Below are 24,697 nucleotides of genomic sequence, written 5' to 3' on the forward strand. Positions count from 1 at the left end.
GAGGACACCCGTGAGCTACATTGAAGATCTCCGAAATGAGTTTCCCGAGCTGAATCAGATCTCTGATGATCAGCTTATTTCTATCTTGCCTCGCCTTGAGCCTGAGCAGTTTGGCAGCCTTTCCCAGGAGCAGTTGGTTTATGCTGCGACAAATAATGACTCCCAATTTACAAAGGGTGTAAAGGCTGGGGTGGATCAGATCCAAGCGATGGGCGCCGGCGCCGCTGCTGCACTGGGTGACCTGGCTGGTGCAACTGATCTGAAATCCTGGGGTATAGGTACCTATCAGAAAAATACCGCTGAAGCCGGCCAGTATGCCCCGAATGTTGAGGGCTTTACGGAAATAGAGGGTGTTGAGGACGCGCTTGATTGGGCGGGCTATACGCTGGGCAACCTGGTACCGACCATGGCCACCGCTATTGCGGGCGGTGGTATCGGAGGTTTGGTTGGTAAGCAAGTCGCCAAAAAAGCAGCAGCTGAGATCATGGCCAAGGAGTTGGCTAAAGGCACGGCCAAGGATGTTGCCGCTAAGCTAGCCGGCAAAGCGATTGCACAGCGTGTGGCTGCCGGGCAGGGCATAGGTGCATTTGGTGCATCGGCCGGTATGGAAACGGGCTCGATTTACGGCGAAACCGAAGATGCAGGGGTGTCGCTGGCACATGGTGCTATAGCAGGTGCATTTGATGCCCTGCCTGTGGCTCGCATACTGGGTAAGTTTGGCATTGCGGGCGCGGCAAAAGAGCAGGTGAAGCGCTCTGTTGCAGGTGAGCTGCTTAAGCAGGGGGGATTTGAAGCCGGTACCGAAGCACTGCAGACGCTTGTTGAACAACATGCGAAGCATTGGGTGGAGACAAATGGTAAATCCTTGCTGGTCAATCTGGGAGAGGTAAACACCAAGGAAATCATTAACGCCGCCGCAGCTGGCGCACTGGGTGGTGGGGCAATGGGCGGTGCTGCAGGCCTTATCACCCGTAATCCGATGGCAAATGCAGACGAAAAAATCAGACAGGCTGGTGAACAAGCGGCCGCTCAGGGTGGCGATATACTGGACCAGTCGCTTGCTCAAGCTGAAGTGCAAAGCAAAGTTACCCCGGAAGCGGTCGGGGAAACTCGAGCCCGGCAGGCTCAAGTGCAGACAGCCGAAGATCTGGGCGTTACGTTTGAGCAGTATGAGACACCGTTGGTCGATGAACAGCATAGCAGTCGAGACATGTCGGGCATTGATGGGCTGATTATTGCTGCCGAGCGCATGGGGTTTGATGAGGAGTCGGCCCGGCTTCGCAATGCCAAGAAATTGTATGAGCGCGCAGACGGGTTCCGTAACCGCGGGGAGCATGATTTTGCCAATCGACTTTTCCAGAATGCCAATAAAATTTACCGTGATGTCACTGAGGCGAGTGAGCCGCTAAAGCAGGAGGCAGCTAATTACCCTGTTGCTTATGTGGCGCAGGGCGAGGTGCTGGGAGGGGATGTTGTACCAACTGCCCCCCACCCTGAAGGCAGTGTATACGATCAGGCCCCAAGCCCGGCTGGTGTAGGAAACCCAACTCAGCGCATTACGGCCCAAGGCCCTGTTAATCGCCTTGAAGACGGGAAGATTATTTATGGCGATATACCTGCAGATGTTCGTGCAGCTAAAGCGCAAGCAGAGGCCAACACGTTTGGGGCTCTTTACGGGCAAGAAGGGCAGACGCCTTATGCCCCGAGTGCGATTGAAGGTGAACTGGATCGAAGCGGTGAGCTTCCGGACAACCGCGTTAAGCAGCTTCCACCGGGGACAGGTCAGATCAACATGCCGTATATGGCACCTGAGGCGGAGCCGTTAAACCCGCTTTATGAGGGAGTGGGAGAAAGCATTGTAAAGCGTCAGGCGCCGGGTACAGCCCTGCCACAGCCGGGCATTTCTCAAGAACAGATGATCGATATCCAGCAGCAGGCGCGCGAGCCAGCTCAGGATATGGCCGGTGTACCTCTCAACAGTGAATGGACGGCTTTCTCAAATGAGACGGGAACCAAGGGTGTTCCGCGTGCAGAAATGCCGCAAATCAAAGCGGAGCATCGCGGGGCTATGACGAACTTCATGAATGCTCGAGGCGTATCGCATCAGCAGATGGAATTGCCGGCGAACAGTCTGAAGCCAACCCAGGCTGAATTTTCGCCTGAGAAAGTGAGGAAGGCCATGGAATATGAGGGGGGAGACCGCTCAATCCTGGTCTCCTCTGATAACTTTGTGTTGGATGGGCATCATCAGTGGCTGGCTAAAAGAGAGGTTGGCGCACCGATCAAAGTGATACGCCTTAATGCGCCTATTGATGAGTTGATTCCGTTAGCGCGCGAGTTTCCAAGCTCTGAAGCGGCGGGTGGCATCACTCAGGTTAGTACTTCAACCCTTGCTGAATCTGAGACACAAGCCGATTTGAGCCTCAAAGATGAGGCGCAAGGTTCCGATCAGGCAAAAAGGATCCTGCACCCTGAAAAGGTTACGACTCCCCCTAATGAGCAAGAACGTCAGGCGCAGTCAGCGATAGACCTGGATGACTTTGGGCAAAAACTGGGGCGCGCACGGAAGGATGAGATGCCAGCGGTTCGTGAGCGCCTGGATAACATGGATGACGATGCGATAGCTGCCAGTTCGCTGAGTAAAATTTGGCCCAAGGCAGAAATTGATGGAATCGAAGATACTGGCCAGGCGGCCGTTGCCTTTGTTGCACGTGATCTTATCCCTGCAAAACCACGCAAAAAATACCGCTTGCAGCGCTGGGTTGAATCGGTACGTAGCGCCCGGGATATGCTGGTGATGTTGGATGAATCCGGTGCTTCCGTGGAACGATTTCTCGAGCACCTTCGCAAAAGCAAAAGCCGTCAGTTGGGTGCAATCGCCAATCGGATTGAATTGCTAACCATGCTGGACCGCACGAACTGGTCCCGTATCGGTGAAGTACAGGTGATCGAGGCAAATGAATCCATTGGTACTGAAGATCAGATCTGGGTGCGTATTGATTATCGCAGCCACCCATTCAAAGGAGCAGCAGAGCTGGATCAGATCCTTGATCAGGTGAACGAAAAGTTGGGAGAAAGTGCTGTCAATCTGAAGATGAAGTTTGAAATCCGCAGTACACGCGGTGAGTACTTCATTAATAAGACCGGAGATAAAGAGCAGCGAAGGCTGAAAACCTTTGATGAGCTTGGGGCTGCGCGCAAGTACCTACGGAATCATCATGAGGCACTTGTTTCTGAATGGGAACGTGTAAAAGAGCGCGATAATGTCAAAAAGGCCGATGTTCGCTCCAAAGAAAATCGTCCTCGGACCGGCCAGGATTATCGTCAGGGGAAGGACATAACGGTTGATGAATTTCAGGATGCATTTGGTTTCCGTGGTGTTGAGTTTGGAAACTGGGTAAAACAGGGCGCAGGTGGTAAAGAGCGCCAGGGTATGTTGAATCAGGCATATGATGCCTTGATGGATCTAGCCGGCATCCTCGATGTGCCTTCTCAAGCGATCTCTCTTGAGGGACGCCTGGGGCTCGGCTTTGGCTCTCGGGGTAAGGGAGGAGCTTCTGCGCACTATGAGCCTGACTTGCTGGTTATCAATCTCACCAAAACTAAAGGGGCGGGTGCGCTTGCTCATGAGTGGTTCCATGCACTTGATAACTACTTTGCTCATAAGCGCGGCGGCGTTGATCTGAGCGATCAGACTGCAGACGGCTACCGAAAAAACAATTATGTAACCTACAAGCCTGAACAGCTGTTGATTCATAAAGATCATCGCCAGTACAAAATGAGTGCAGCGGATCTCAAGCGACGGCGTGAGCAACATCCTGATTCGGGCTACCTGGACCCCAAGAATTGGATTCCAGATCCTGATCACAAAGCAGGTGTGCGCCCTGTTGTGGAGAAGGCATTTGCGAACTTGGTGGAAGTTTTGAACCAGTCGCCAATGAAGCAGCGCGCAGAGGTTATTGATAAAGGAAAGGTAGATGGGTATTGGTCACGCATCATAGAACGCGGAGCGCGGGCATTCGAAAACTATGTCATTACCAAAATGGATCAATCTGGTTTTGATAATGATTATCTGGCCAATGTGATTAGTGAGGATAAATTCCCGAGAGATTCCGGGCGCTACCCCTACCTGAAGAACGAAGAAATTGAGCCAGTTGAACGAGCCTTTGATGAGCTGTTTAGCACGCTTGAGTCCAAGGAAACCGAATCAGGTGTCGCGCTTTTCTCCCGTTCGGCGGGTCATGGTGCTGATAACAGTACCGTCCTCACAGTGGATGCAACGGAAGCCGTAGCTCGTAGAATCGCTGCCCGACTTCGGTTGAGCGATGGTGTCGGTATCCGGGTTGTCGCTACTGAGGCTGACCTGCCGGCTGCGATTCTTGAACAAGCGGCCGAGCATGGAGCGGAAGGCGAGGTACATGCTGTTCTTCATAAAGGCGACATCTTCCTTGTTGCTGATCGAATGGCAGATGAAACAGCAGTTGAGACTGCAATCCTGCATGAATCTGCCCACTACGGTGGGCGCGCGGCTTTCGGAAAGAATATCACAAAAGCCTACCGCAAGGTGATGTTGGGGTTGGGTGGCATTAATGGAATGAAAGCGAAGGCCAAAGAACTCGGTTTTTATGAAGATATGCAGCCCTATTTTGAGACAGCAGCAGGTTATGCTGCCTCTCAGGGTGAGCCATATCTGGTTGATGAATTCCTGTCTCATGCCAATCAGCAACGAACCGATGAAAAGCTCGGCGCTAAAGTTAAGCGGATCCTGAATGAGTTCTACGGCGCCATCAGGGATATGCTACGACGCTACAATTTTAAGTCGCTTGAAAAGCTGACGAATGCAGATATAGCGTTCCTGTTGAAGCAGATTAACAAGGCGGCCAGAGAGGGAGATGGAAAGGTAGATACGCCTCATTTTATGCGTGTAACCGACGGTGATGAGCTGGCCATGTTTTTTGCCGACCTTGCTGAAGGGATTGAAGAGGGTGACAGTCATATCGAGGATGCTCCTGCATTCTCACGTAAAGCCGCTCCTGACAATGAGAGCGGCTTTGCAGCGCCAGATGAAACACTAAAGCGTCAGGCCATGTCTTGGCTGGCTGATAAATTCCATGTCCTGAAACAGCTGCAGCAGAACATCAAGGATGCGGGCGGAAAAATTAATGAAACCTCTGATGCTTATCTGGCAGAAGAGCTCTTTCATGGTAAAGCGGAAAACGATCTGCGCTTGATGCGGGAGAACTTCGTAGAACCACTGGCTAAAAAAATGGCGGAGTTTGGTATTACCCAGAAGGCATTGGATGAATACCTGTATGCTCTGCACGCCCCAGAACGAAATGCTCATATTGCTGAGATAAATCCTGATATGCCGGATGGCGGCTCGGGCATGACTAACCTGGAGGCGGCTGAGGTTGTCGCCAAGGTGAATGCATCTGGTAAGCAGGATAAGTTTGATCAGGTGGCTGCCATTGTTTATGACATGCTGGCGGCACGCCGTGATGCTATCAGCAACGGCGGGCTTGAAGAGGGCGGGATGATTGATGCATGGGAGGAGACGTATAAACATTACGTTCCTCTCAAAGGGTACGCTGATAATGAGCAGGATGACACCCTTCCTCGATCCGGAAAAGGCTTTACCATCGGTGGCAAGGAGAGCAAACGCGCTATGGGTCGCCAGTCAGAGGCCGCTAGTCCCTCTTCTTATGCCATTCAGGATCTGACCGAAACGCTCGTGCGGAAGCGAAAAAACCAGGTCGGGAATGCTTTTCTAGAGTTGGTTGAAAACAACCCGAATCCCGGCTACTGGGAGGTATTCACCGACGAAAACCCAGAGATGGATCGTCGTATTGTGAAGCGGAAGGATGCTGAGGGTGAAGTGTATGAAGAGGTTGTAGAGCAGCCTATTCCTATGGCGATGATGCAGGATCGCTACTTCACTACCAAGCGGGATGGCATTACCCACTACATTAAACTGGAAGATCCGCGTTTAATGAAGGCGATGAAGAATCTGGGACCGGACACCTCCAACTTCATTATTCAAGGGCTGGCTAAGGTTAGTCGGTTCCTGTCTGCTGTGAACACTTCCTACAACCCTGAATTCGTAATAGGTAACTTTGCTCGAGATATCCAGACTGCTATTTTGAACCTGCAGGCAGAGCAGTCCGCCGCGGACGGCAAGGCCAAGGGAGAGAAGGTAGCTGCAAAAACGGTGCAAGATGTCCCAGCTGCGATGCGTGCCATTTATCGCTCTTTACGGGGCAAAGAAAAAGGCAGTGAGTGGAGCAATTGGTTTGATGAGTTCAGGGAGCAAGGGGGTAAAACTGGCTACTTCGACATGAAGGACATTGATGGCCAGGCGGAAGATGTTCAGAACCTTGTGGATATAGCTCAAGGGGGATTTAAAGGTAGTTTCTTTAAATGGACTCGGGCAAGCGCTCAACTGGTTGAGGATATTAACCAGTCAGTGGAAAATGCCGTGCGACTGTCAGCTTATGTTAACGCTCGAAAAGCTGGTGTGAGTAAAGCACAGGCAGCATCGCTGGCGAAAAACATGACAGTAAACTTCAACCGTAAGGGTGAAGCGGGTACGACACTGAACGCTTTGTATATGTTCGCCAATGCATCTATTCAGGGAACGATGAACTTCGCTCGGACGATGGGAAGCATGAAAGGTCAGCCCGGGGATCCAGTTTGGGAGCGATTGAACACGGCACAGAAAATAAGTATCGGTTTAATGGCTGGCTCTTATGCACTCTCAATGGCTAATCGCAATGGCGCTGGCGAGGATGATGACGGCGAGAACTGGTATGACAAAGTCCCTCAATACGTTAAAGAGCGAAACCTGGTCATCATGAAGTCCTTGCTCGGCGGGGAACAGGATGGTTCATATTGGAAGATTCCTCTGCCATATGGTTACAACATTTTCCATGTGGTTGGTTCCTCAACGGAAGCGGTGACCAGCGGAAGTACTGGGCCCGGACAGGGCGCAGTAGATCTCACCCTTGCGGCACTCGGAAGTTTTTCACCGATCGGCTTTCAGGACAGCAATACAGCTACTGGGACGGTGTTGAAGAATATTGCGCCTACCCTTACCAAACCAATTGTTGATGTGGTTGCTAACGAGAACTTCATGGGAGGCAGTATCTACAATGATAACTTCCCGTTTGGTACACCTAAGCCAGATAGCAGTCTGGCGCGGCGCTCTACACCGGAAGGTTACCGTGTTATTGCCGAGTTTCTGAACGAGGTCTCCGGCGGTTCAAAGTACCGATCTGGTGCGATCGACATTAACCCAGATGTAATGCGTTACTTTGTCGATTATTTCGCAGGCGGCGCTGGAAAATTCGCATTCAGCAAGATGCCTGATAATGCATTCAAGCTTATGAATGATGTTGAACTGCCAGCACATCGAACCGTGTTCCTTAGCCGAATCAATGGGCAGGTTTTACCTTACGAGGACCAGACGAAGTTTTATGATCGTAGGGATGAAGTTGATCAGATTAAAGCTGAGCTGGAGTCTCTAAAGGGAGGAGATAGGCAGGCTTTCTACCGTGAAAACTACAAGCTGCTTAAGCTAAAGCCATTGATCAAACAGACTGAGAAACGATTAAAGTGGCTGAGGAAACAGCGAAATGCAGTTTATGCAGCTGATCTAAATCCTGCTGAAAGGGATGAGAAGCTGAAGCGGATCGAACTGGAAATGAAACAGGCCGTTGATCGATTCAACAAGGCTTATAGCAAGGCCTCTAGCTGAGCACCTTAGAGATCGTTTTGATGATAGGGCCAAGGATGGCCGCCGCAACGCAGAGCATAAAGGGAACGATAGCGAGGCCAGCCAGGCCAGCAAATACATGCCAATCCGTCAGGCCGTATAAAATGGCGAATACGATGGACCCAATGAATCCACCTGCAACGGAATCGCCAAGCCAGTCTCGCTTAATCTGATTCATCGATCCATGTCCAAAGTGCGATATTCCCCTTTGTCGTAGTCGTACACCTCTATCTCTACCGAAGACCCGTAACTTTGAACGGATTGAACTTCGACGTCTTTATAACTCCCGTCACCATAGTCATATATCTCTATGGTTTCCCCGGAGCGAACCAGATTGCCATCCTGAATTTCAACATGGGATCCACTGTCATAGTCATAGCCATCCCATGAATGCACGGAGGCAGATAGAGCTGCGAAAGCAATGGCCAAAATGTACTTCATAATCTCTCCTTGTACCGGACTTTCCTTGTTGTGAGATTCAGTATACGTCCTCATATGCAGCATTCAAGCAGTGTGCGCAGCGCACGAAATTGCTATTTTTTATTATTCTTTAGTCTAATGCCTTGCCGATATTGTAATTAATAAATTAGTGGCTTTAATTGAGATGCTTTAGAAAACCCTATCAATTCAAGCTTGAAAACCTATGGGAACTAGGAAGGTTGGAGGGATTTGAGTGAGGTTTATGTCAAATTAATTAGACGCTTTCTTACTTGAATTTCCTAGCGATTTTGCGTTTGTTTGCCTAGGTTGATTGATGGAAAACGCATGGTTTTGACTGATTTTTTTTAGCTATCCTGTTGTTTTGTTTAATTTTTATGCTTTGTTTTTGTCCATTTTTGAGAATCAATTTTTTAATTGATTAATTATAATGGTAATTAAATGTCTTGCTTTAATGTTTTAAATAATAAGGGTTTATTGACAAAGTGATTAGACGGTTAAAATTAATATAACTGGAGTTATTGCTAAGTGGGCTTAAACTGAAAATGCAAAATTTTTTCAGGCTTCTCAAAAGGAAAATTCGCTGATATTCTTCGCTGACACTTAACAACTGAGGTAAGAAAAATGGAAGGGACGAAGCAGCAACAAGTAGGAGTGAAGTCCGAGGCAGTTTTGGCGGCCACCTCGAACTCCAGTGCTTATTCGCAAAGAATTCGCAAAAACAGTGTACCACACAGCGAGGCAGAGATGGATAGAAGTCTTTTGAGGATTGGTGTTATCGCCTGCTCTGGCTGGCAATATTCTGTGGATCTCTGCAATGGGGATCAGTTCGCTGAGAAAAGCCGTGATGAGTTAGCTTCTATTCTGGATGATCTGCAAGGGAAGTTCCGTAAGATACAGATGCTTGCTTGGGGCCATCACTAAATAAGCCTCGCTAAGGGGGTTTATGGGGCGCCGTGAACCTCCTTGGCTGCCTGGCGTTATTTGCATCAACTGATAGCGGGTTTGCATAGGCTGGTAAGCCCTGGAGTCTTTAGGGGAAGCTTTATTGACTCTATGAGCGCTGAATTTGTTCGACCTCTGAAGTGGAGAGAGGTAAGGGATCAAAGGAAAGGATTTGTGTGATATTTGTGTGAATTGTGTGAAATATTTAGAATGGCTCTAGAAAGGTTTAGAAATGATGAGCTTGCGCAAACCTCATAAAAAACAATAACTAAACCTTTCTAGATGTTTCTAAATCACAATCCAAGCTTCTCTTGTACGTAGTCGGCGTCTTTGTCACCGCGGCCGGACAGGTTGACCAGAATGGTCTGGTCTTTGGACAGCTCAGGTGCCTTGCGCATCGCCCAGGCTACTGCGTGGGAGCTTTCCAGTGCCGGGATAATGCCTTCAACCTGAGACAGGGTCATAAAGGCGTTGAGGCACTCTTCATCAGATGCGGTTTCGTACTGAACACGGCCCAGTTCTTTCAGGTAGCAGTGCTGCGGGCCAACGCCCGGGTAGTCCAGACCGGAAGCGATGGAGTGAACCGGCATCGGCTCGCCATCTTCGGTTTCCAGTACGTAGCACTTCATACCGTGAATCGCACTTGGCTTACCCAGGGTCAGGGTAGCGGAGTGATCCGGGGTATCCAGACCTTTACCGGCCGGCTCTACGCCAACAATGTTCACGCTGTCGTCGTTGAGGAAGGCGGTAAACAGGCCCATGGCATTGGAGCCACCACCGACACAGGCAGTGATGTAGTCCGGCAGTTTGTTATGACGGGACTGGAACTGTTCACGGGCTTCTGTGCCGATGATGCTCTGGAAGTCGCGGACCATTTTCGGGAACGGGTGCGGGCCTACCACAGAACCGATCGCGTAGATGAAGTTGACCGGATCTTTCAGATACTCTTCAAACGCACTGTCAACGGCGTCTTTCAGGGTCGCGGTGCCGCGGGTAACCGGTACCAGCTTGCAACCCAGAATCTTCATTTTGGTGACGTTCGGGTGCTCTTTTTCGATATCAACCTGACCCATGTGGATCTCGCAGGGGATACCTACCAGAGCGCAGGCGGTGGCCAGGGCAACACCGTGCTGACCGGCACCGGTTTCGGCGATGACTTTGGTTTTACCCATGTATTTCGCCAGCAGGGCTTCGCCCAGACAGTGGTTGATCTTATGCGCACCGGTGTGGTTCAGGTCTTCACGCTTGAGATAGATCTGCGCGCCGCCGAGTTTGTCACTCAGGCGTTTGGCATGGTAGATCGGGCTCGGACGGCCAACATAATCGGCGAACAGGGCGTCCAGTTCCTGCTGGAACTCCGGCTTGCTGCGGATCTCTTCGTAGGCGTTGTTGATTTCATCCATGATCTGCTTCAGTTCAGGTGGTATTTCCTGACCACCAAATTCACCAAAGAAACCATCCCGGTTGGGCATCTCAGCGTATTCAAATTTACTCATCGTTTATCCTGTCGAATCAAAGTGGCTGCGGCTTTTTCCTCCGTTTTGAGTGGCGAAGGCTGGCCTGACCGCAGGCAGCGAACGGGCTTTTTCAACGCCCGTTTTTATTAATATGTGAATCGATTATATCGATTTGCCCGGATATTCAAACCCGGGCGAACGGAAAATAAGTTCTGAGAGAATAACGGCTTAGTTCTGATCCGGCCAGTAGCCGATACGCAGGCCACCCCAGTGACGGCCGTTAACGTAGATAGGCACAGAGAGGTCATGCATGATTTCGCCCGTATCACGCTTGTAGGTCTGCAGCAGCATGGTCTGGGTGTGGCAGCCGCAGCGTGCACCGGTACGGTCGTTGAACAGACGCTTACTGCGGCTCTTCACCAGATCCACTTCATAGTCACCGCAGGGCGGTGCGGCAAACTGGTTGTTATGGGTCGGGATATAGCCGTTAGGGTCGGTGGTAATCGCATATACCAGTTTGTCATGCAGGCTGAGTACCGGTTCCTGAAGACCCGGTAGTATACGGTCGGCAAAGCTGTCGTAACGGGTGCTGTATTTCTGCGGGTTGGTGCCTTCAATTGGCACGTAGTTGCGGTCAAACAGGTTGCTCTCGCTGATCTGGCCGCTGCTGATGGCCTGCTCATAGGCACGCCCGATCCGGTCAGCCGCTTCGCGGGCAATCTTAAAGAATGGCTGGTGGTAGTTGTCTTCAGAGGCGGAGGCGAGAATCGCATTGGAATCTTCCGCGGCTTCCATCAGGGCGGAGGCCTGACGCGCCAGTTGGCTGACCTCTTCATCGCTCTGTTCCAGCTCACCACGCACTGTCTGCAGGGAGTTAAAGATCACCTCAAGATTCTGACGATTGGCCAGCGCGCCTTCGGCAATCACCGAAATCTGGGCTTCTACTTCAGCGGACTGATGGCTGATTCCGCCAAGCTGTTCGCTGATCTGTTCCATGGCCGCCGTGCCGGATTCTACATCTGCAGAGAGGGACTGAATGCGCTGGACAACCTGCTGGGTTTCGGTGCGAATCTCTTCAACGATGGTTTCCACCTCGCCGGTAGCGCTCGCGGTGCGGGAAGCGAGCATGCGTACTTCGTCGGCTACCACGGCAAAGCCGCGACCATGATCGCCGGCGCGGGCGGCTTCGATAGCTGCATTCAAAGCCAGCAGGTTGGTCTGTTCGGCGATCTCTTCAATCACCTGAGTGACATTCTGAATCTTCAGGGATTTTTCATTTAACTGCTCGATCAGACTGAGGGTCTCTGCGGCCTGAGAGTTAAGTTCGCGGATCGTGGCCATAGCACCGGTCAGGGCCTGCTGGCCGTCAGCGCTTGTATTTTTTGCGCTGATCGCCATTTCGGCGGCGATCTCGGCCTGCTGAGCCGACTGTTGCACGGTCACCGTCATCTGTTCAGAGTTCTCGGCGATCGCGCTGATCTCCTGAACCTGAGTGTCCAGTTTGGTCTTCAGTGTATCTGCAGAAAAGGAGACTTCAGCAGCGGCAACGGCATTGGCATTGGCGCTGGAGGAGAGGCGTTTACTGGTGTCGTCTGCGCGTTTGCTGCTGAGTTTATCGCCCAGAAGTGCCGGCAGAAGTTCCAGTTGATCGTTCTCAACAGAGCCGAGATGCTGGAAATCGCGCCTGAGCTTGCCCAGCAGACTCTGGTGCAGCACGCCTAAGGCGATCAGCGCTGCGATCAGGCTGGTCACCATGATGATGATCAGCTCGGTGGTACCTGTGCCCATCGAGTAAGCTGCTGCGGCGGCAACAAGGCTCAGTAGCAGAACAAGACAGATTGCTTTGACATAGTAGGCAACAAAATTTCCGCTCATAACTCTTTAATATCTTATTGTTTTATAAAGATTGGCGTGTACACATACACAGTAGCAGCAATCTATCAGAGAGAGGCTTCGAGCGGCTTTGGACTTTGGTCGAAGATGCTGTATAAAGCGGGGGATTATTGATTTAGGTTCGGTGACCGGAAGAGGAGAGGGGACTGCGTACCAGCAGACTGCTCGAGTTCCTGAAGCTGGCAGGGGTCAAATTCGAATCCAAGCTGGGTCTCTTCCCGTACAACGAGACGAAAACCTTCGGATTTCAGATGCTTACGTATTTCTCGCACGAGAACGCGCGCGTCCTGACAGGATGACATAACGGTCTGGCTACAGGCATTTTTCTGCTCCGGTGAGCTGCCCCAGCTTTGGGCGACGATCCAATCGCCAACCAGGTCCTGATACATCCTGACGATGTAGTAGTCCTGATCTTTCTGCCAGCGTATTATCACCTGAAAATCCGTACCTGTTTACGGCGGTTGGGCCGTGGGTTAAATGCGTCGAAAACCGCGCATTGAGCCTGATCTGAGCCTGTTTGTAAAGCCCGGAGAGCGATAAATTGCAGAACAAAAAACTGAAAATTCTGGCCGACGAAAATATGCCGATGGCCCGCGAGATTTTTTCCCGCTTTGGCGAGGTCATACTGCGTCCGGGACGGGAGATCGGCGCGGCTGATCTGGTGGGGATCGATGCCTTGCTGGTCCGCTCCGTGACCCGTGTCGATCAGGCGCTGCTGGCAGACAGCCCGGTGCAGTTTGTGGGCACGGCAACCATCGGCACCGACCATGTGGATCAGGCGTATCTGGCACAGCGTAAGATTTGTTTCAGCAACGCGCCGGGCTGTAATGCTGATGCGGTGGTGGAATATGTACTCAGTTGTATCTTTCTGCTGGCTGCCCAGCAGGGGTTTAACCCGGCAGAGCGGGTTTACGGCATTATCGGTGTCGGTAATGTGGGAGGCCGCTTGCAGCGCCGTTTACAGGCACTCGGATATAAGGTGCTGCTGAATGATCCGCCGCGTGCTGAACAGGAATCTGGTTTTGTTGAGCTGGACAGCTTACTGCAGCAGGCCGATATTATCTGCGCCCATACACCTCTGACCCGTTCCGGTAAGCATCCCAGCTATCATCTGCTCGGTTCTGAGCAACTGGGCCGGTTACGCGAAAACGCGATATTACTCAATGCCGGTCGTGGCCCGGTTATCGACAACACGGCGTTATTGCAGATCGGCCGGCAGCGCTCTGATCTGACCTTTGTACTGGATGTGTGGGAGCACGAGCCTGCGGTCGATCCGGCGCTGGCGCAACGCTGTGCGATCGTCTCGCCACATATTGCCGGTTACAGTCTGGATGGCAAGATTCGTGGCACCTATATGCTCTATCAGGCGCTGTGCCGGCATCTGGGTGAAGCGTGCGGGGAATCACTGAACGACTTCCTGCCCGAAGCGGAGTTGGCCTGGACCCCGGAGGAGGGTCGAAGTCCGCTGGAGATTATGCAACTGATTTATGATCCGCGTGAGGATGATCGCTTGTTGCGTGAAACCCTTAACCTGCCGCTTGATGCACAGAAAAAAGCGTTTGATCAGTTACGCAAAGGCTATCGGGTGCGGCGTGAATTTGCGGCTCTGGAAGTGGCTGATTCCCGGCAGCCTGAGTTGCTCAAGGGGCTCGGGTTTCGGCTCGCAGAGCGCGACTAAATCCCGTAAGCTATAGCACCTTGTTTTACCCCGAATACTGAACCCGCAGATGGCAGAAGCGCTAGAACAATTAAAAACGGTCCGTACACTGGCCGAACTCAACCCCCGTATTGGCGAAAAGGTACAGATAGAGACCCGCAGTCCACGGGGCCGCTACAGCGTTCAACTGCTGGGCTACCGTGAAAACGGCAGCATGATGGTGACGGCACCGCGGATGAATGGCGCTATTAATGAAGGTGCCCGGGTTACGGTGCGTCTGATGAGTGGCAACTTTATCTGCGCTTTCAGCGCCCGCATTCTGAAGATTCAGACCGCGCCTTTCGCCTACTGGCATCTTGAATACCCTGAGGATACTGAGGTACGGCGAATTCGCAGTCATACCCGTGTCCCGGTCAACCTGCTGGTCTCTGTCGATGAATTTGAAACCGGTAAAGGCCTGCGTCTGGACTGGCCGGTCAACGCCTACTGTTCCGATATCAGCCTGAAAGGCGCTTGCATTGATGCCCCGGCAACCCTCGGTAAGCAGGGCGATAAACTGTTTGTGACCACCCGGTTTAAGGTGGCGGGTGTGGATCAGGTGGTGCTGGCACCGGCCCTGATTCGCAGCGTGCAGCCGACCGAGGGCGGGATCACTAAGGTGGTTCGCCACGGCGTTGAATTCCTTGAACTGGATGATGAGACGCATCTGATTCTGGCGGGATTTGTTTATCAGCAATTTTTAATCGAAACCGGACATCTGGAGATTATCGGTGTTTAAGCTTGGCCTGATTATTAACCCCCTGGCGGGGCTCGGTGGCAGTGTGGCACTTAAAGGCAGCGATGGTGAGAACACCGCGCGTCAGGCACTGGCGCTGGGTGCGGAACCCAAAGCCGGCTTGCGAACCCTGCAGGCACTTGAGGTGTTAAAAGGGCTGGAACTGGAACTGGTAACTTATCCGGCCGAGATGGGCGCAGATATCGCCCGTGAGGCCGGTTTCGAGCCGACCGTGATCGGTGAGATTAAAAGCGGCGAAACCACGGCTCAGGACACCCTCAATGCAGCCCATGATCTGGTCAGGGCCGGGGTGGATATCATCCTCTTTGCCGGCGGTGATGGCACAGCGCGGAATATCTGCGAGGCGATCGCTGAAGAGGTTCCGGTGCTGGGGGTTCCCGCCGGGGTTAAGATCCACTCCGGGGTTTATGCGGTCACACCAAAAGCTGCGGGTGAGATTATTGCCATGCTGATAAAAGGTGAGCTGGTCACACTGGGCGATCAGGAGGTGCGGGATATCGATGAAGAAGCCTTCCGCGCCGGTACCGTTCGCGCCAAATATTATGGTGAACTGCGGGTGCCGCAGGAACATCGTTACCTGCAGCATGTTAAAAATGGTGGCCGCGAATCAGAGGAACTGGTGCTGGATGATATCGCAGCCGATATGATCGAGCGGATGGACCCGGAGAGCTATTACATTATGGGTTCCGGCTCTACCGTTGCTGCGGTGATGGAGCAGATGGGGCTGCCAAATACCCTGCTCGGTGTGGATCTGGTGCGTGATGGTGAACTGATCGCTGCGGATTGCACGGCGCAGCAACTTCTCGAACTGACCGACGGTGAGCCCTGCCAGATCGTCATTACACTGATCGGCGGTCAGGGACACATTATTGGTCGTGGCAACCAGCAGCTCAGCCCGGAACTGCTGCAGCGGCTGGGAAAACAGAATATCCATGTGATCGCCACTAAAACCAAGCTGCAGGAACTGGAAGGCCGGCCACTGATCGTGGACAGCGGCGTGCCTGAAGTGAACCAGATGCTCTCAGGTGTGATTGCCGTGACCACCGGTTACCATGATTCCGTGCTCTACCGCGTGGCAGATTACTGATCGATCCCCTATGCTGATAGAAGGTTTTCTGTTTGCGTAGGGGGAGCTTGTGTTCCGACATCTTCTGGCCTTTCTGCTGATGCTGCTTGCTCCGGGCTGGATGCGGGACAGGACCCCTGATGAAAAACACTTTTATCGCCGCTTCTTTACCCGGCGCCATCGTGCCAAGCGCAGTAAGGCCAAACTGTTGTGGATTGCTGCCCTCTGTCTGATGTTGTTTTTCCCCTATCCGCCACTGATGGTGGCGTTGTTGCTGTTTACCACCTTTATCACGTTTAGTTTGATGGATGAGTCAAACTGACATCGTTTTGTAATCTTTGCTCAGTAAAGTGCCTCTGATTTTTATTGATGATTTATGAGGCTTCTCCCATGAAAAAACTGATCGCAGGTGCTGTTGTTGCAGGCGCAATGATCGCGCTGACTGGTTGCCAGTCAAACCAGGCTAAACAGGAAGAGACAAAAGAGGTAGCAGACCTGAACAACCAGGATCTGTACGAAGTACAGCACGAAGGCCGTCACTATGTATTTGACGATTTTGCGACTTACCAGTCTTTCCTGGAAGTGGGTGAAACTTCTTACCGTAAAGTCTTCATCGGCGGTGGCCCAAAAGGCGAGACGCTGGTTTTCGGTCTGACCGGTAAAGACAAGAAGAAAACCTCCGGTATTGCCGGTATCGACATGTACAACGGCAAACTGGAAGCGTCTGAAGCGTTCTACGGCGAAATGCGCGGCGAAGATGGCCGTCTGTACGTATTCAGCACACTGGAAGATATGGAAGACGTACGCACCGTAGGTGAAGCGCCTTACCGTTTCACTCAGATCGCTGCAGGCCCACAGGGTCAGACAGTGGTTTACGTGCTGAACAAAAGCAACAAGAAAAAGCAGCCAGTTGAGCTGATGGCTAAGTTCAAAGCCATGAACAACATGAAATAAGCAGCCCTGATTGAGCAAAACCCGCCCTGATCGTCAGTGCGGGTTTTTTTTGTTTCTGAAGGGCGGGGGAGCAGGTCAGAGACAGGCGCAGAAAATAAATGACGGGGAGAGGGAACTTTCTTAGTCAGCGCTGTTCTACATACTATCCAGCGAATGGATGACTGATCAGTAGCTGTTTGGGGATTTTGGGTTTCTTTCTCTGATTGGTCTTTTTTGCGGCGCTACAGAACACTCTGTAGCGCCGTTTTTATTTGTCCGGTTCCTCAGGAAATATTGCTCAGTCGAGAGGAAATTTTTGCTTTTGGTGGAGTACTCGCATGACGTGGATGTTACCACCGTCAACCCAGTAAGATACGATCATTGAAATTTCAGGGATGATCAGTAGTCGCCCCGGAATTCCTTCTCTCTGCACGCCCATCAATGTTTGCAGAAGCAGATTTTCTACTTTTAACTCAATCAGTTGGTCTGTTCTTTCTGCTGCGTCGGGATTGAAATCGTAGAGAAATTCAAAAATCTTTTCCCGGTCGTTAAGCGATGCTTCCTCCCATAAAATCATTACCTGCTCCGGTTACGGATTCTGGCTTTGCGTGCCTCCATTTGAGCTTTTGCAGATTCATGGTCGACAAAGGTTGTCTCTCCGGCATCCAGCGCTTTGAAAGCCTGGTTTATCTGCTCAGTTAACCAGGCGTCATGAGACAGTGCTTTTCGCTGTTGTTCTGCCAGTTGCTCGGTCAGTTCGCGGCAGGCATCACTCAGAGTTCGACCCTGACTTTCCGCCATCTGCTGAGCCAGTCGCTTGGTTTCTTCATTTACACGGAACTGGATTCGGGTGTCCATGATCGTTACCTCTTGCTGTGCTAACAAATGTTAGCACTGGTATCTGGTGTGGGCAATTCGGGGTCGCCATGGGTTATTCGACCGGACAGGGCCAATAAAAAAGAAACCCCGGGATTAGCCGGGGTTTCTGTTGTTTACTGATCGCGGATCAGACTTCAGCGTTGTGGTAGATGTTCTGCACATCTTCCAGATCGTTCAGCATATCGATGAACTTTTCGAACATCGGCATATCGTCTTCGCTGACCGGAGAGGTGGTCTGCGGTACGAACTGAATCTCATCCACGTCCAGATCCAGACCTTCGATGCTGTCCTGCAGGGCTTTTTTCGCTTTGAAGTAGTCGGTGTGAGGCGCGAATACGGTGATCTTGCCATCTTCACATTCGATATCGCTGACATCCACATCTTCCATCATCAGCGCTTCCAGCACGGCTTCTTCATCGTCACCGTCAAATACGAAGATCGCGCTGTGGTCGAACAGGTGGCTTACGCTGCCCTGAGAACCGATTTTACATTTGGTTTTGTTGAAGCAGTTACGCACATCACCAAAGGTACGGTTCGGGTTGTCGGTCAGACATTCCACAATCACCATGCAGCCGCCGGGGCCAAAACCTTCATAACGGGCCGGGGAGAAGTCTTCACCGCCGCCGCCTTTTGCCTTATCCAGTGCTTTATCAATAACGTGCGCCGGTACCTGGGCTTTCTTGGCACGTTCGATCAGGCTTGCCAGTGCCAGGTTACCTGAGGGATCTCCCCCGCCGGCTTTGGCACATACATAGATTTCGCGGCTGAATTTACTGTAAACCTTGGCCTTGGCGTCAGACGTTTTCGCCATAGACTCTTTACGGTTCTGATAAGCACGACCCATTCTGCTCTTCCATACACTGATAATTTTAGGGTGAAAATTCTACCGTTAAGTGGCCCGAGTTTAAACCTCAAGCGCTATTCAAATGCCGCAGCGCTCGGGAGGCTTAAGCGCAGGCCAAAAAAAGCCCTCCGACAGAGGGAGGGCAAACGGCATCTTGCTTTATACGACGAGCAAGAAATCAACGGGGAATCCTTTCCCCGGGATGTGAAAAAGCCGGTTACAATCAGAGCTGATCAATATCCAGCGCAAAGGTGTGGCGCAAACCGCTCAGCAGCGTTTCTGCATGACCACCTACACGAGGCAGGTAGTAATCGGCGTAGAACGCAGCGGTTGAGATTTTGGCGCTAAGAAACGCCGGACCAAAGTCGTTCTCGCTGCTGTTTAGCTGGTGGGCGAGCAGGGCGCTTTTTGCCAGCAGCCAGCCACCGCAGAGATAGCCCTGCATCATCAGGTTATCGACGCTGACATTACCCATCAGTTGCTTATCGCTTGCGGCACTGTCCAGTATCCAGCGGGTGGCTTGCTGTGCCTGCCCGAGTGCTTTGTTCAACTGTGTAGCAAGGGTGCTGAGGGTCGGGTTGCCGGCTGCGCTGAGTTTCTCAACAGTGGCCTGAATTTCGGTTTCCAGTTGCTGCACCGCGGCACCTTTATCAAAGACCGTTTTCCGACCGATCAGATCGAGTGCCTGAATGCCGGTGGTGCCTTCATAGATCGGCAGAATGCGGGCGTCGCGGTAGTGCTGTGCTGCGCCGGTCTCTTCGATAAAGCCCATGCCGCCATGAACCTGAACATTCAGCGAGGTGAGTTCCTGCGCCAGTTCGGTCATCCAGCCTTTAACAATCGGGGTAAACAGTTCAACCCGGCTCTGGCTTGCAGTATCGCCGTGATGCGCACGGTCAATGTCGGCTGCAGCGGTGAGAGCCAGTGCCCGCATCGCCTCATTACCGGCTTTCATGGCCATCAGCATCCGGCGCACATCCGGGTGGTTGATGATGGCGATTTTGTTGCCATCACGGTCGCTGCCCTGAAAACGTTCCTGACTGTACAAACGGGCCTGCTGGTAGGCGCGTTCAGAGATGGAAAGCCCCTGCAGGCCGACTGACTGACGGGCATGGTTCATCATGGTGAACATGTAGCTCAGGCCTTTGTTGGCTTCGCCTACCAGATAGCCGGTGGCACCGCCGTTATCGCCAAAGCTCATAACGCAGGTCGGGCTGCCGTGAATACCGAGTTTATGTTCCAGTGATATGCACTTCACATCATTTAGCCCGGCGGGCTCTCCCTGCTCATCCAGCAGGAATTTAGGCACGATAAAAAGGGAGATCCCTTTAACCCCGGCCGGTGCATCCGGCAGGCGTGCCAGCACCAGATGAACGATATTGGAAGCCATCTGATGATCACCCCAGGTGATAAAGATCTTCTGACCGCTGATCTTGTAGTGATCGCCTTCTGGCACGGCCTTAGCGGCGACGGCGGCCAGATCGGAACCTGCATTGGGTTCGGTCAGGTTCATGGTGCCGGTCCATTCACCGCTGATCAGGTTGGGCAGATATTGCTGCTGCAGGTTTTCATCGCCGTGCGCAATCAGCGCTTCTACGGCGCCCTGACTGAGCATCGGGCAGAGCGCAAACGACATATTCGCACTGTGCCAGAGTTCGTTTACCGCCGTGCCGAGTACGTTGGGCAGGGCTTGTCCGCCAAATGCTTCGGGGCCGGTCAGTGTGGCCCAGCCGTTCTCTACGTACTGCTGATAGGCATCGGCAAAGCCGGGGCTCTCTTCAACTTTATCGTCGCTCAGAGCGGGCGGGTTCTGATCGCCGGCCAGATTCAGCGGGGCGAGCACATCCGCCGCCAGTTTACCGGCCTCTTCAATCACAACACCGGCCAGTTCACTGTTAACCTCGTCGAGGTTCAGGTCGGCACATAGCTGATCGAGACCGATCAGTTGCTGCAGTACAAAGTTAGAATCCTGTAGTGGTGGCGTGTAGGTGCTCATATTCTTCTCTCTTAAAAGAGGAGCGCGGGCATTATTCCCCTGGCCGTTGCTCCGTAACGGGTTAAAGCGGCTAAAAAGGACGAAGCGAGTCACAGCAGCGCGATCCCGCCTCGCCAAAGCGCTATAAGTCGTAAAGCTATAGTTTCTGTTGCAGCTCCGGTATCAGTTCAAACAGGTCGCCGACCAGACCGTAGTCCGCCACGGAAAAGATCGGGGCTTCCTCATCTTTGTTGATCGCGACGATCACCCCGGAGTCTTTCATGCCCGCCAGATGCTGGATGGCGCCGGAGATACCTACCGCAATATAGAGCTCAGGGGCGACGATCTTGCCGGTCTGGCCCACCTGCATGTCATTGGGTGCAAAGCCTGCGTCTACGGCAGCACGGGATGCGCCCACGGCCGCGCCGAGCTTGTCGGCTACCTGCTCCAGCAAGCGGAAGTTTTCACCGTTACCCATGCCCCGCCCGCCGGAGATTACTACCGGAGCAGAGGTCAGTTCCGGGCGTTCGGATTCAACCAGCTCGCAGCGCACATACTCGGAGAGCCGGGCATCATGGAACGCATGAAGTTCATGGATGGGGGCGGGGCTATCAGCAGAGGCCTCTGCTTCAGTAAAGGCACTGCTGCGTACCGTAATCACTTTGATCGGATCCAGCGACTGCACCGTGGCGATCGCATTACCGGCATAGATAGGCCGCTGAAAAGTATCAGCGGATTCTACGGCAGTGATATCGGAGATCTGAGCCACATTCAGCCGGGCCGCGACCCGGGGCAGAATATCTTTACCGCTGCTGCTGGCAGGGGCAACGATATGGCTGTAGCCCGGCGCCAGTTCCAGAATCAGTTGCGCCATATTTTCTGCAAGATGGTGCTCATAGGTGGTGGCATCGGCCAGCAGAACTTTGGCAACACCTTCTATTTCGGCGGCCCGGGTAGCAATCACCTTACAGTTACAACCGGCCAGCAGCAGGTGCAGCTCTTCGCCCATCTGGCTGGCAGCGGTAACGGTGTTGAGGGTTGCAGTTTTGAGGCTGCGGTTATCATGTTCAGCAATAATCAGAATAGCCATGCAGCCCCCTAAATCACTTTGGCTTCGGTTCTCAGCTTGTCGATCAACTGATCGACGCTGCTGACGGTGATGCCCGCCTGCCGGCTGGCCGGTGCGGTTACTTTTAATAACCGGGTATGGGATTTCAGGGTGATGCCGAGCTGTTCCGGTGTGGTGACACTGAGCGGCTTTTTCTTTGCCTTCATGATATTTGGCAGGGAGGCATAGCGTGGTTCATTCAGGCGAAGATCGGTCGTGACGATGGCTGGCATGCGCAGCTCAATCGTCTGTAAACCCCCGTCTACCTCGCGGATGACCTCAATCCGGTTATCACTGACTTTCAGATCGGAGGCAAAGGTGCCCTGAGGCATATCCAGCAACGCCGCCAGCATCTGACCGGTCTGGTTGTTGTCGGAATCGATCGCCTGTTTTCCACTGATGATCAGATCCGGTTGTTCCTGCCGGATCACTTCCGCCAGCAGTTTGGCAACAGAGAGTGAGTCGAGTGACGCATCGGTCTCAATCTGAATACCGCGATCAGCGCCCAGCGCGAGGGCGGTACGAATCTGTTCCTGACAGGCTTTGGGCCCGACAGAGACAACGATTATCTCGCTGGCAATTCCTTTCTCTTTCAGTCGCACGGCCTCTTCAACGGCGATTTCGCAAAAGGGATTGATCGCCATCTTGGTGTTGCTCAGATCGACATCCGTTTGATCCGCCTTTACCCGCACTTTGGCGTTGTAATCGATAACACGCTTTACGGTGACTATTATTTTCATCCGGGTACCTCGCAGATCCCCGCAGGCCGGAGCAGGCCGGCCGCAGGGAGCGTTGAACGCTGTCAGTTATTGAAGATCAGTTTTCCTCAGGGGCTTCGCCGTTGGCGCGATCCCGCAGCAGGAACTTCTGGATCTTTCCGGTCGAGGTTTTAGGCAGCGGGCCGAAAACAATGTCTTTTGGCGCCTTGAAGTGCGCCATGTGTTCGCGGCAGAAATCGATAATCTCTTTCTCGGTAATATCCCGGTCGGCGCTGTCTTTCAGGGAAACAAAGGCGCAGGGGGTTTCACCCCATTTTTCGTGATTTTTGGCAACCACGGCGGCTTCCTGAATCAGCGGGTGACGGTAGAGCACATCTTCCACCTCAATGGAGGAGATATTTTCGCCACCGGAGATGATGATATCTTTGGAGCGGTCTTTGATCTCGATGTAGCCATCTTCATGCCACACCGCCAGATCACCGGAGTGAAACCAGCCACCGTCAAAGGCTTTGGCGGTGGTGGATGGGTTTTTCAGATAACCCTTCATCACCAGATTGCCCTGCATAAAGATCTCACCCATGGTGGTGCCATCTTTAGGTACCGGTTTCATGGTGACCGGATCGGCGACCATCAGGCCGTCCAGCATCGGTGCACGCACCCCCTGACGGGATTTAAGGCGGGCTTTGTCATCCAGAGACCGGTCATCCCACTCTTCATGCCAGGCGCAAACTACGGAAGGGCCGTAGGTTTCAGTCAGGCCGTAAACGTGGGTTACGCTGAAGCCGAGAGATTCCATACCGGCGATGACTGCGGCCGGTGGTGCTGCGCCGGCGGTCATCACTTTAACCTTATGCTCGATACCGGCTTTGAGTGCATCATCAGCAGAGTTGAGCATGTTCAGAACGATCGGCGCACCACAGAAATAGCCCACTTGCTCGTTTTTGATAGCATTGAAAATATCATCGGCACGGACATGGCGCAGACAAACGCTGACCCCGGCCATCGCTGCGATGGTCCATGGGAAACACCAGCCGTTACAGTGGAACATCGGCAGGGTCCAGAGGTAGACCGGATGCTGTTCCATACCCCAGGAGATCGCATTGCTGACCGCGTTCAGGTAAGCGCCACGGTGGTGATAAACCACCCCTTTAGGGTCACCGGTGGTACCGGAGGTGTAATTCAGGGTGATCGCGTTCCACTCATCCTGAACCCGGTAAGGGGTGAAATCGGCATCGCCCTGTTCAAGGAACTGATCGTAGGTCATCTCGCCGATGAACTCGCCTTCGGTCCAGTAGGGATCATCAATATCGATCACCAGCGGTTTCTGCTCCAGCAGCTCCAGTGCGGCTTTAACTACCGTGCTGAATTCGCGATCGGTAATCAGTACCCGGGTTTCGGCATGGCGGAGAATAAAGGCGACCGCTTCAGCGTCGAGTCGGATATTGATTGAATTCAGTACCGCGCCACACATAGGCACGGCAAAGTGAACTTCAAAGTGTTCCGCCAGATTCGGCGCCATGATAGAGACTGCATCACCCGGCATTACCCCTTGCTTCTGCAGTGCGCTGGCAAGCTGTTTGCAACGGTTGTTGGTTTCCGCCCATGTGCGGCGGATCTCACCGTGAACGGTGGCGGTGCGGTTCGGGTAGACGCTGGCGGCGCGTTCCAGGTAGGTCAGCGGGGTCAGGGCTGAATAGTTCGCCTGATTCTGGTCAAGATCCTTTTCAAACGCTGAATCGGGATTCATGGTCATGCCACTTACTAAAGAGTCGTTCACACTGATTTCCTCATCGCTTCCCCCTTTGGGCTGTTACCCAGCCTGGGGCGTTGTTATTACCTGTCGCCGGGGCCACAGGTGCTCCACTCATTGTTGTGCTGAAATCGGTAACAATTCTGACCGGCATCCTGCCGTTGTGGGCGTTAAGCCAGGAGATCCACCCCGCAATCTGGCACAATGACAAGGTGGATCCCCCGGAACCCGCTGTCTGATTCAGTGCTGCTGGCATGACCTTCTGCGGTCCACACTGCACCACAGGCTGAATCAGAAAAAGCTGAGGAATGGTGCAACAACCCGGGCTGCGACAGCGCAAATGGATGAACAATTGCGGGCAGGGCTGTTTCTATTCCTGTTACAGCGTGGCAGCCGGGCTGACGATCTCGGATCGTGCACCCGCTGAGTCGCTTTGAATTGTTATTTTGTTGGGCCTTACCCTAGG

Annotated in this window: 18 protein-coding genes; 7 read left to right on the top strand and 11 right to left on the bottom strand. The window is 52.8% G+C overall.

Features of this window, described 5'->3' with window-relative positions; genetic code table 11:
• The first annotated feature begins 10 nt into the window (after nt 1-10).
• Nucleotides 11-7,753, top strand: coding sequence for an LPD38 domain-containing protein (locus QUD59_RS15195; RefSeq protein WP_286238004.1), 7,743 nt, complete (start codon nt 11-13; stop codon nt 7,751-7,753).
• Here the strand turns inward: QUD59_RS15195 and QUD59_RS15200 are convergent.
• On the bottom strand, nt 7,746-7,949 hold the full coding sequence (locus QUD59_RS15200; protein ID WP_286238005.1) for a hypothetical protein: 204 nt from the start codon (nt 7,947-7,949) through the stop codon (nt 7,746-7,748). The two genes, QUD59_RS15195 and QUD59_RS15200, sit on opposite strands and share 8 nt — an antisense overlap.
• Nucleotides 7,946-8,212, bottom strand: coding sequence for a DUF5334 family protein (locus QUD59_RS15205; protein ID WP_286238006.1), 267 nt, complete (start codon nt 8,210-8,212; stop codon nt 7,946-7,948). Before QUD59_RS15205 ends, QUD59_RS15200 begins: the two co-directional genes overlap by 4 nt.
• Before the next feature lie 621 nt (nt 8,213-8,833).
• On the opposite strand from QUD59_RS15205, the gene QUD59_RS15210 reads away from it, so the two are divergent.
• Complete coding sequence (locus tag QUD59_RS15210) at nt 8,834-9,133, top strand: hypothetical protein (protein WP_286238007.1); 300 nt, start codon at nt 8,834-8,836, stop codon at nt 9,131-9,133.
• A 314-nt stretch (nt 9,134-9,447) separates the two neighbouring features.
• Here QUD59_RS15210 and trpB read toward each other — a convergent pair whose 3' ends face one another.
• Nucleotides 9,448-10,650, bottom strand: coding sequence for a tryptophan synthase subunit beta (gene trpB / locus QUD59_RS15215; RefSeq protein ID WP_286238009.1), 1,203 nt, complete (start codon nt 10,648-10,650; stop codon nt 9,448-9,450).
• A 189-nt stretch (nt 10,651-10,839) separates the two neighbouring features.
• On the bottom strand, nt 10,840-12,486 hold the full coding sequence (locus QUD59_RS15220) for a methyl-accepting chemotaxis protein (RefSeq protein ID WP_286238011.1): 1,647 nt from the start codon (nt 12,484-12,486) through the stop codon (nt 10,840-10,842).
• Between the two features lie 559 nt (nt 12,487-13,045).
• On the opposite strand from QUD59_RS15220, the gene pdxB reads away from it, so the two are divergent.
• The 5 genes from pdxB to QUD59_RS15245 all read left to right on the top strand — a co-directional run bounded on the left by pdxB (nt 13,046) and on the right by QUD59_RS15245 (nt 16,977).
• Nucleotides 13,046-14,182 carry a 4-phosphoerythronate dehydrogenase PdxB gene (gene pdxB / locus QUD59_RS15225; protein ID WP_286238012.1) on the top strand — a complete coding sequence of 379 codons (1,137 nt, stop codon included), beginning with the start codon at nt 13,046-13,048 and terminating at the stop codon, nt 14,180-14,182.
• 49 nt (nt 14,183-14,231) lie between these two features.
• Entirely contained in the window at nt 14,232-14,939 is a 708-nt protein-coding gene (locus tag QUD59_RS15230; RefSeq protein WP_286238014.1) for a flagellar brake protein, read from the top strand.
• Complete coding sequence (locus QUD59_RS15235; RefSeq protein WP_286238015.1) at nt 14,932-16,044, top strand: ATP-NAD kinase family protein; 1,113 nt, start codon at nt 14,932-14,934, stop codon at nt 16,042-16,044. The genes QUD59_RS15230 and QUD59_RS15235 overlap by 8 nt, the downstream gene beginning before the upstream one ends.
• Before the next feature lie 49 nt (nt 16,045-16,093).
• A complete protein-coding gene (locus tag QUD59_RS15240; protein WP_286238016.1) occupies nt 16,094-16,345 on the top strand; it encodes a hypothetical protein in 252 nt (83 codons plus the stop codon).
• A 68-nt stretch (nt 16,346-16,413) separates the two neighbouring features.
• On the top strand, nt 16,414-16,977 hold the full coding sequence (locus tag QUD59_RS15245) for a hypothetical protein (RefSeq protein ID WP_286238017.1): 564 nt from the start codon (nt 16,414-16,416) through the stop codon (nt 16,975-16,977).
• A 277-nt stretch (nt 16,978-17,254) separates the two neighbouring features.
• On the opposite strand, the gene QUD59_RS15250 is transcribed toward QUD59_RS15245, so the two are convergent.
• The 7 genes from QUD59_RS15250 to QUD59_RS15280 all read right to left on the bottom strand — a co-directional run bounded on the left by QUD59_RS15250 (nt 17,255) and on the right by QUD59_RS15280 (nt 24,234).
• Nucleotides 17,255-17,533 carry a type II toxin-antitoxin system RelE/ParE family toxin gene (locus tag QUD59_RS15250; protein WP_286238020.1) on the bottom strand — a complete coding sequence of 93 codons (279 nt, stop codon included), beginning with the start codon at nt 17,531-17,533 and terminating at the stop codon, nt 17,255-17,257.
• Nucleotides 17,533-17,814 (bottom strand): damage-inducible protein J, encoded by a 282-nt coding sequence (locus QUD59_RS15255; protein WP_286238021.1) that lies wholly within the window; start codon nt 17,812-17,814, stop codon nt 17,533-17,535. Before QUD59_RS15255 ends, QUD59_RS15250 begins: the two co-directional genes overlap by 1 nt.
• Before the next feature lie 148 nt (nt 17,815-17,962).
• Complete coding sequence (locus QUD59_RS15260; RefSeq protein WP_286238022.1) at nt 17,963-18,679, bottom strand: YebC/PmpR family DNA-binding transcriptional regulator; 717 nt, start codon at nt 18,677-18,679, stop codon at nt 17,963-17,965.
• Nucleotides 18,680-18,902: 223 nt separating this feature from the next.
• Complete coding sequence (locus QUD59_RS15265) at nt 18,903-20,675, bottom strand: acyl-CoA dehydrogenase family protein (protein WP_286238023.1); 1,773 nt, start codon at nt 20,673-20,675, stop codon at nt 18,903-18,905.
• Nucleotides 20,676-20,811: 136 nt separating this feature from the next.
• Nucleotides 20,812-21,744, bottom strand: a complete 933-nt coding sequence (locus tag QUD59_RS15270) for an electron transfer flavoprotein subunit alpha/FixB family protein (protein WP_286238024.1) — start codon at nt 21,742-21,744, stop codon at nt 20,812-20,814.
• Between the two features lie 8 nt (nt 21,745-21,752).
• Complete coding sequence (locus QUD59_RS15275) at nt 21,753-22,502, bottom strand: electron transfer flavoprotein subunit beta/FixA family protein (protein WP_286238026.1); 750 nt, start codon at nt 22,500-22,502, stop codon at nt 21,753-21,755.
• A gap of 76 nt (nt 22,503-22,578) precedes the next feature.
• The gene (locus QUD59_RS15280) at nt 22,579-24,234 is read right to left on the bottom strand and encodes an acyl-CoA synthetase (RefSeq protein ID WP_434025559.1); all 1,656 of its coding nucleotides are present in this window, start codon (nt 24,232-24,234) and stop codon (nt 22,579-22,581) included.
• Nucleotides 24,235-24,697 lie beyond the last annotated feature (463 nt).

Source organism: Neptuniibacter halophilus (genome assembly GCF_030295765.1).
GTDB lineage: Bacteria > Pseudomonadota > Gammaproteobacteria > Pseudomonadales > Balneatricaceae > Neptuniibacter > Neptuniibacter halophilus.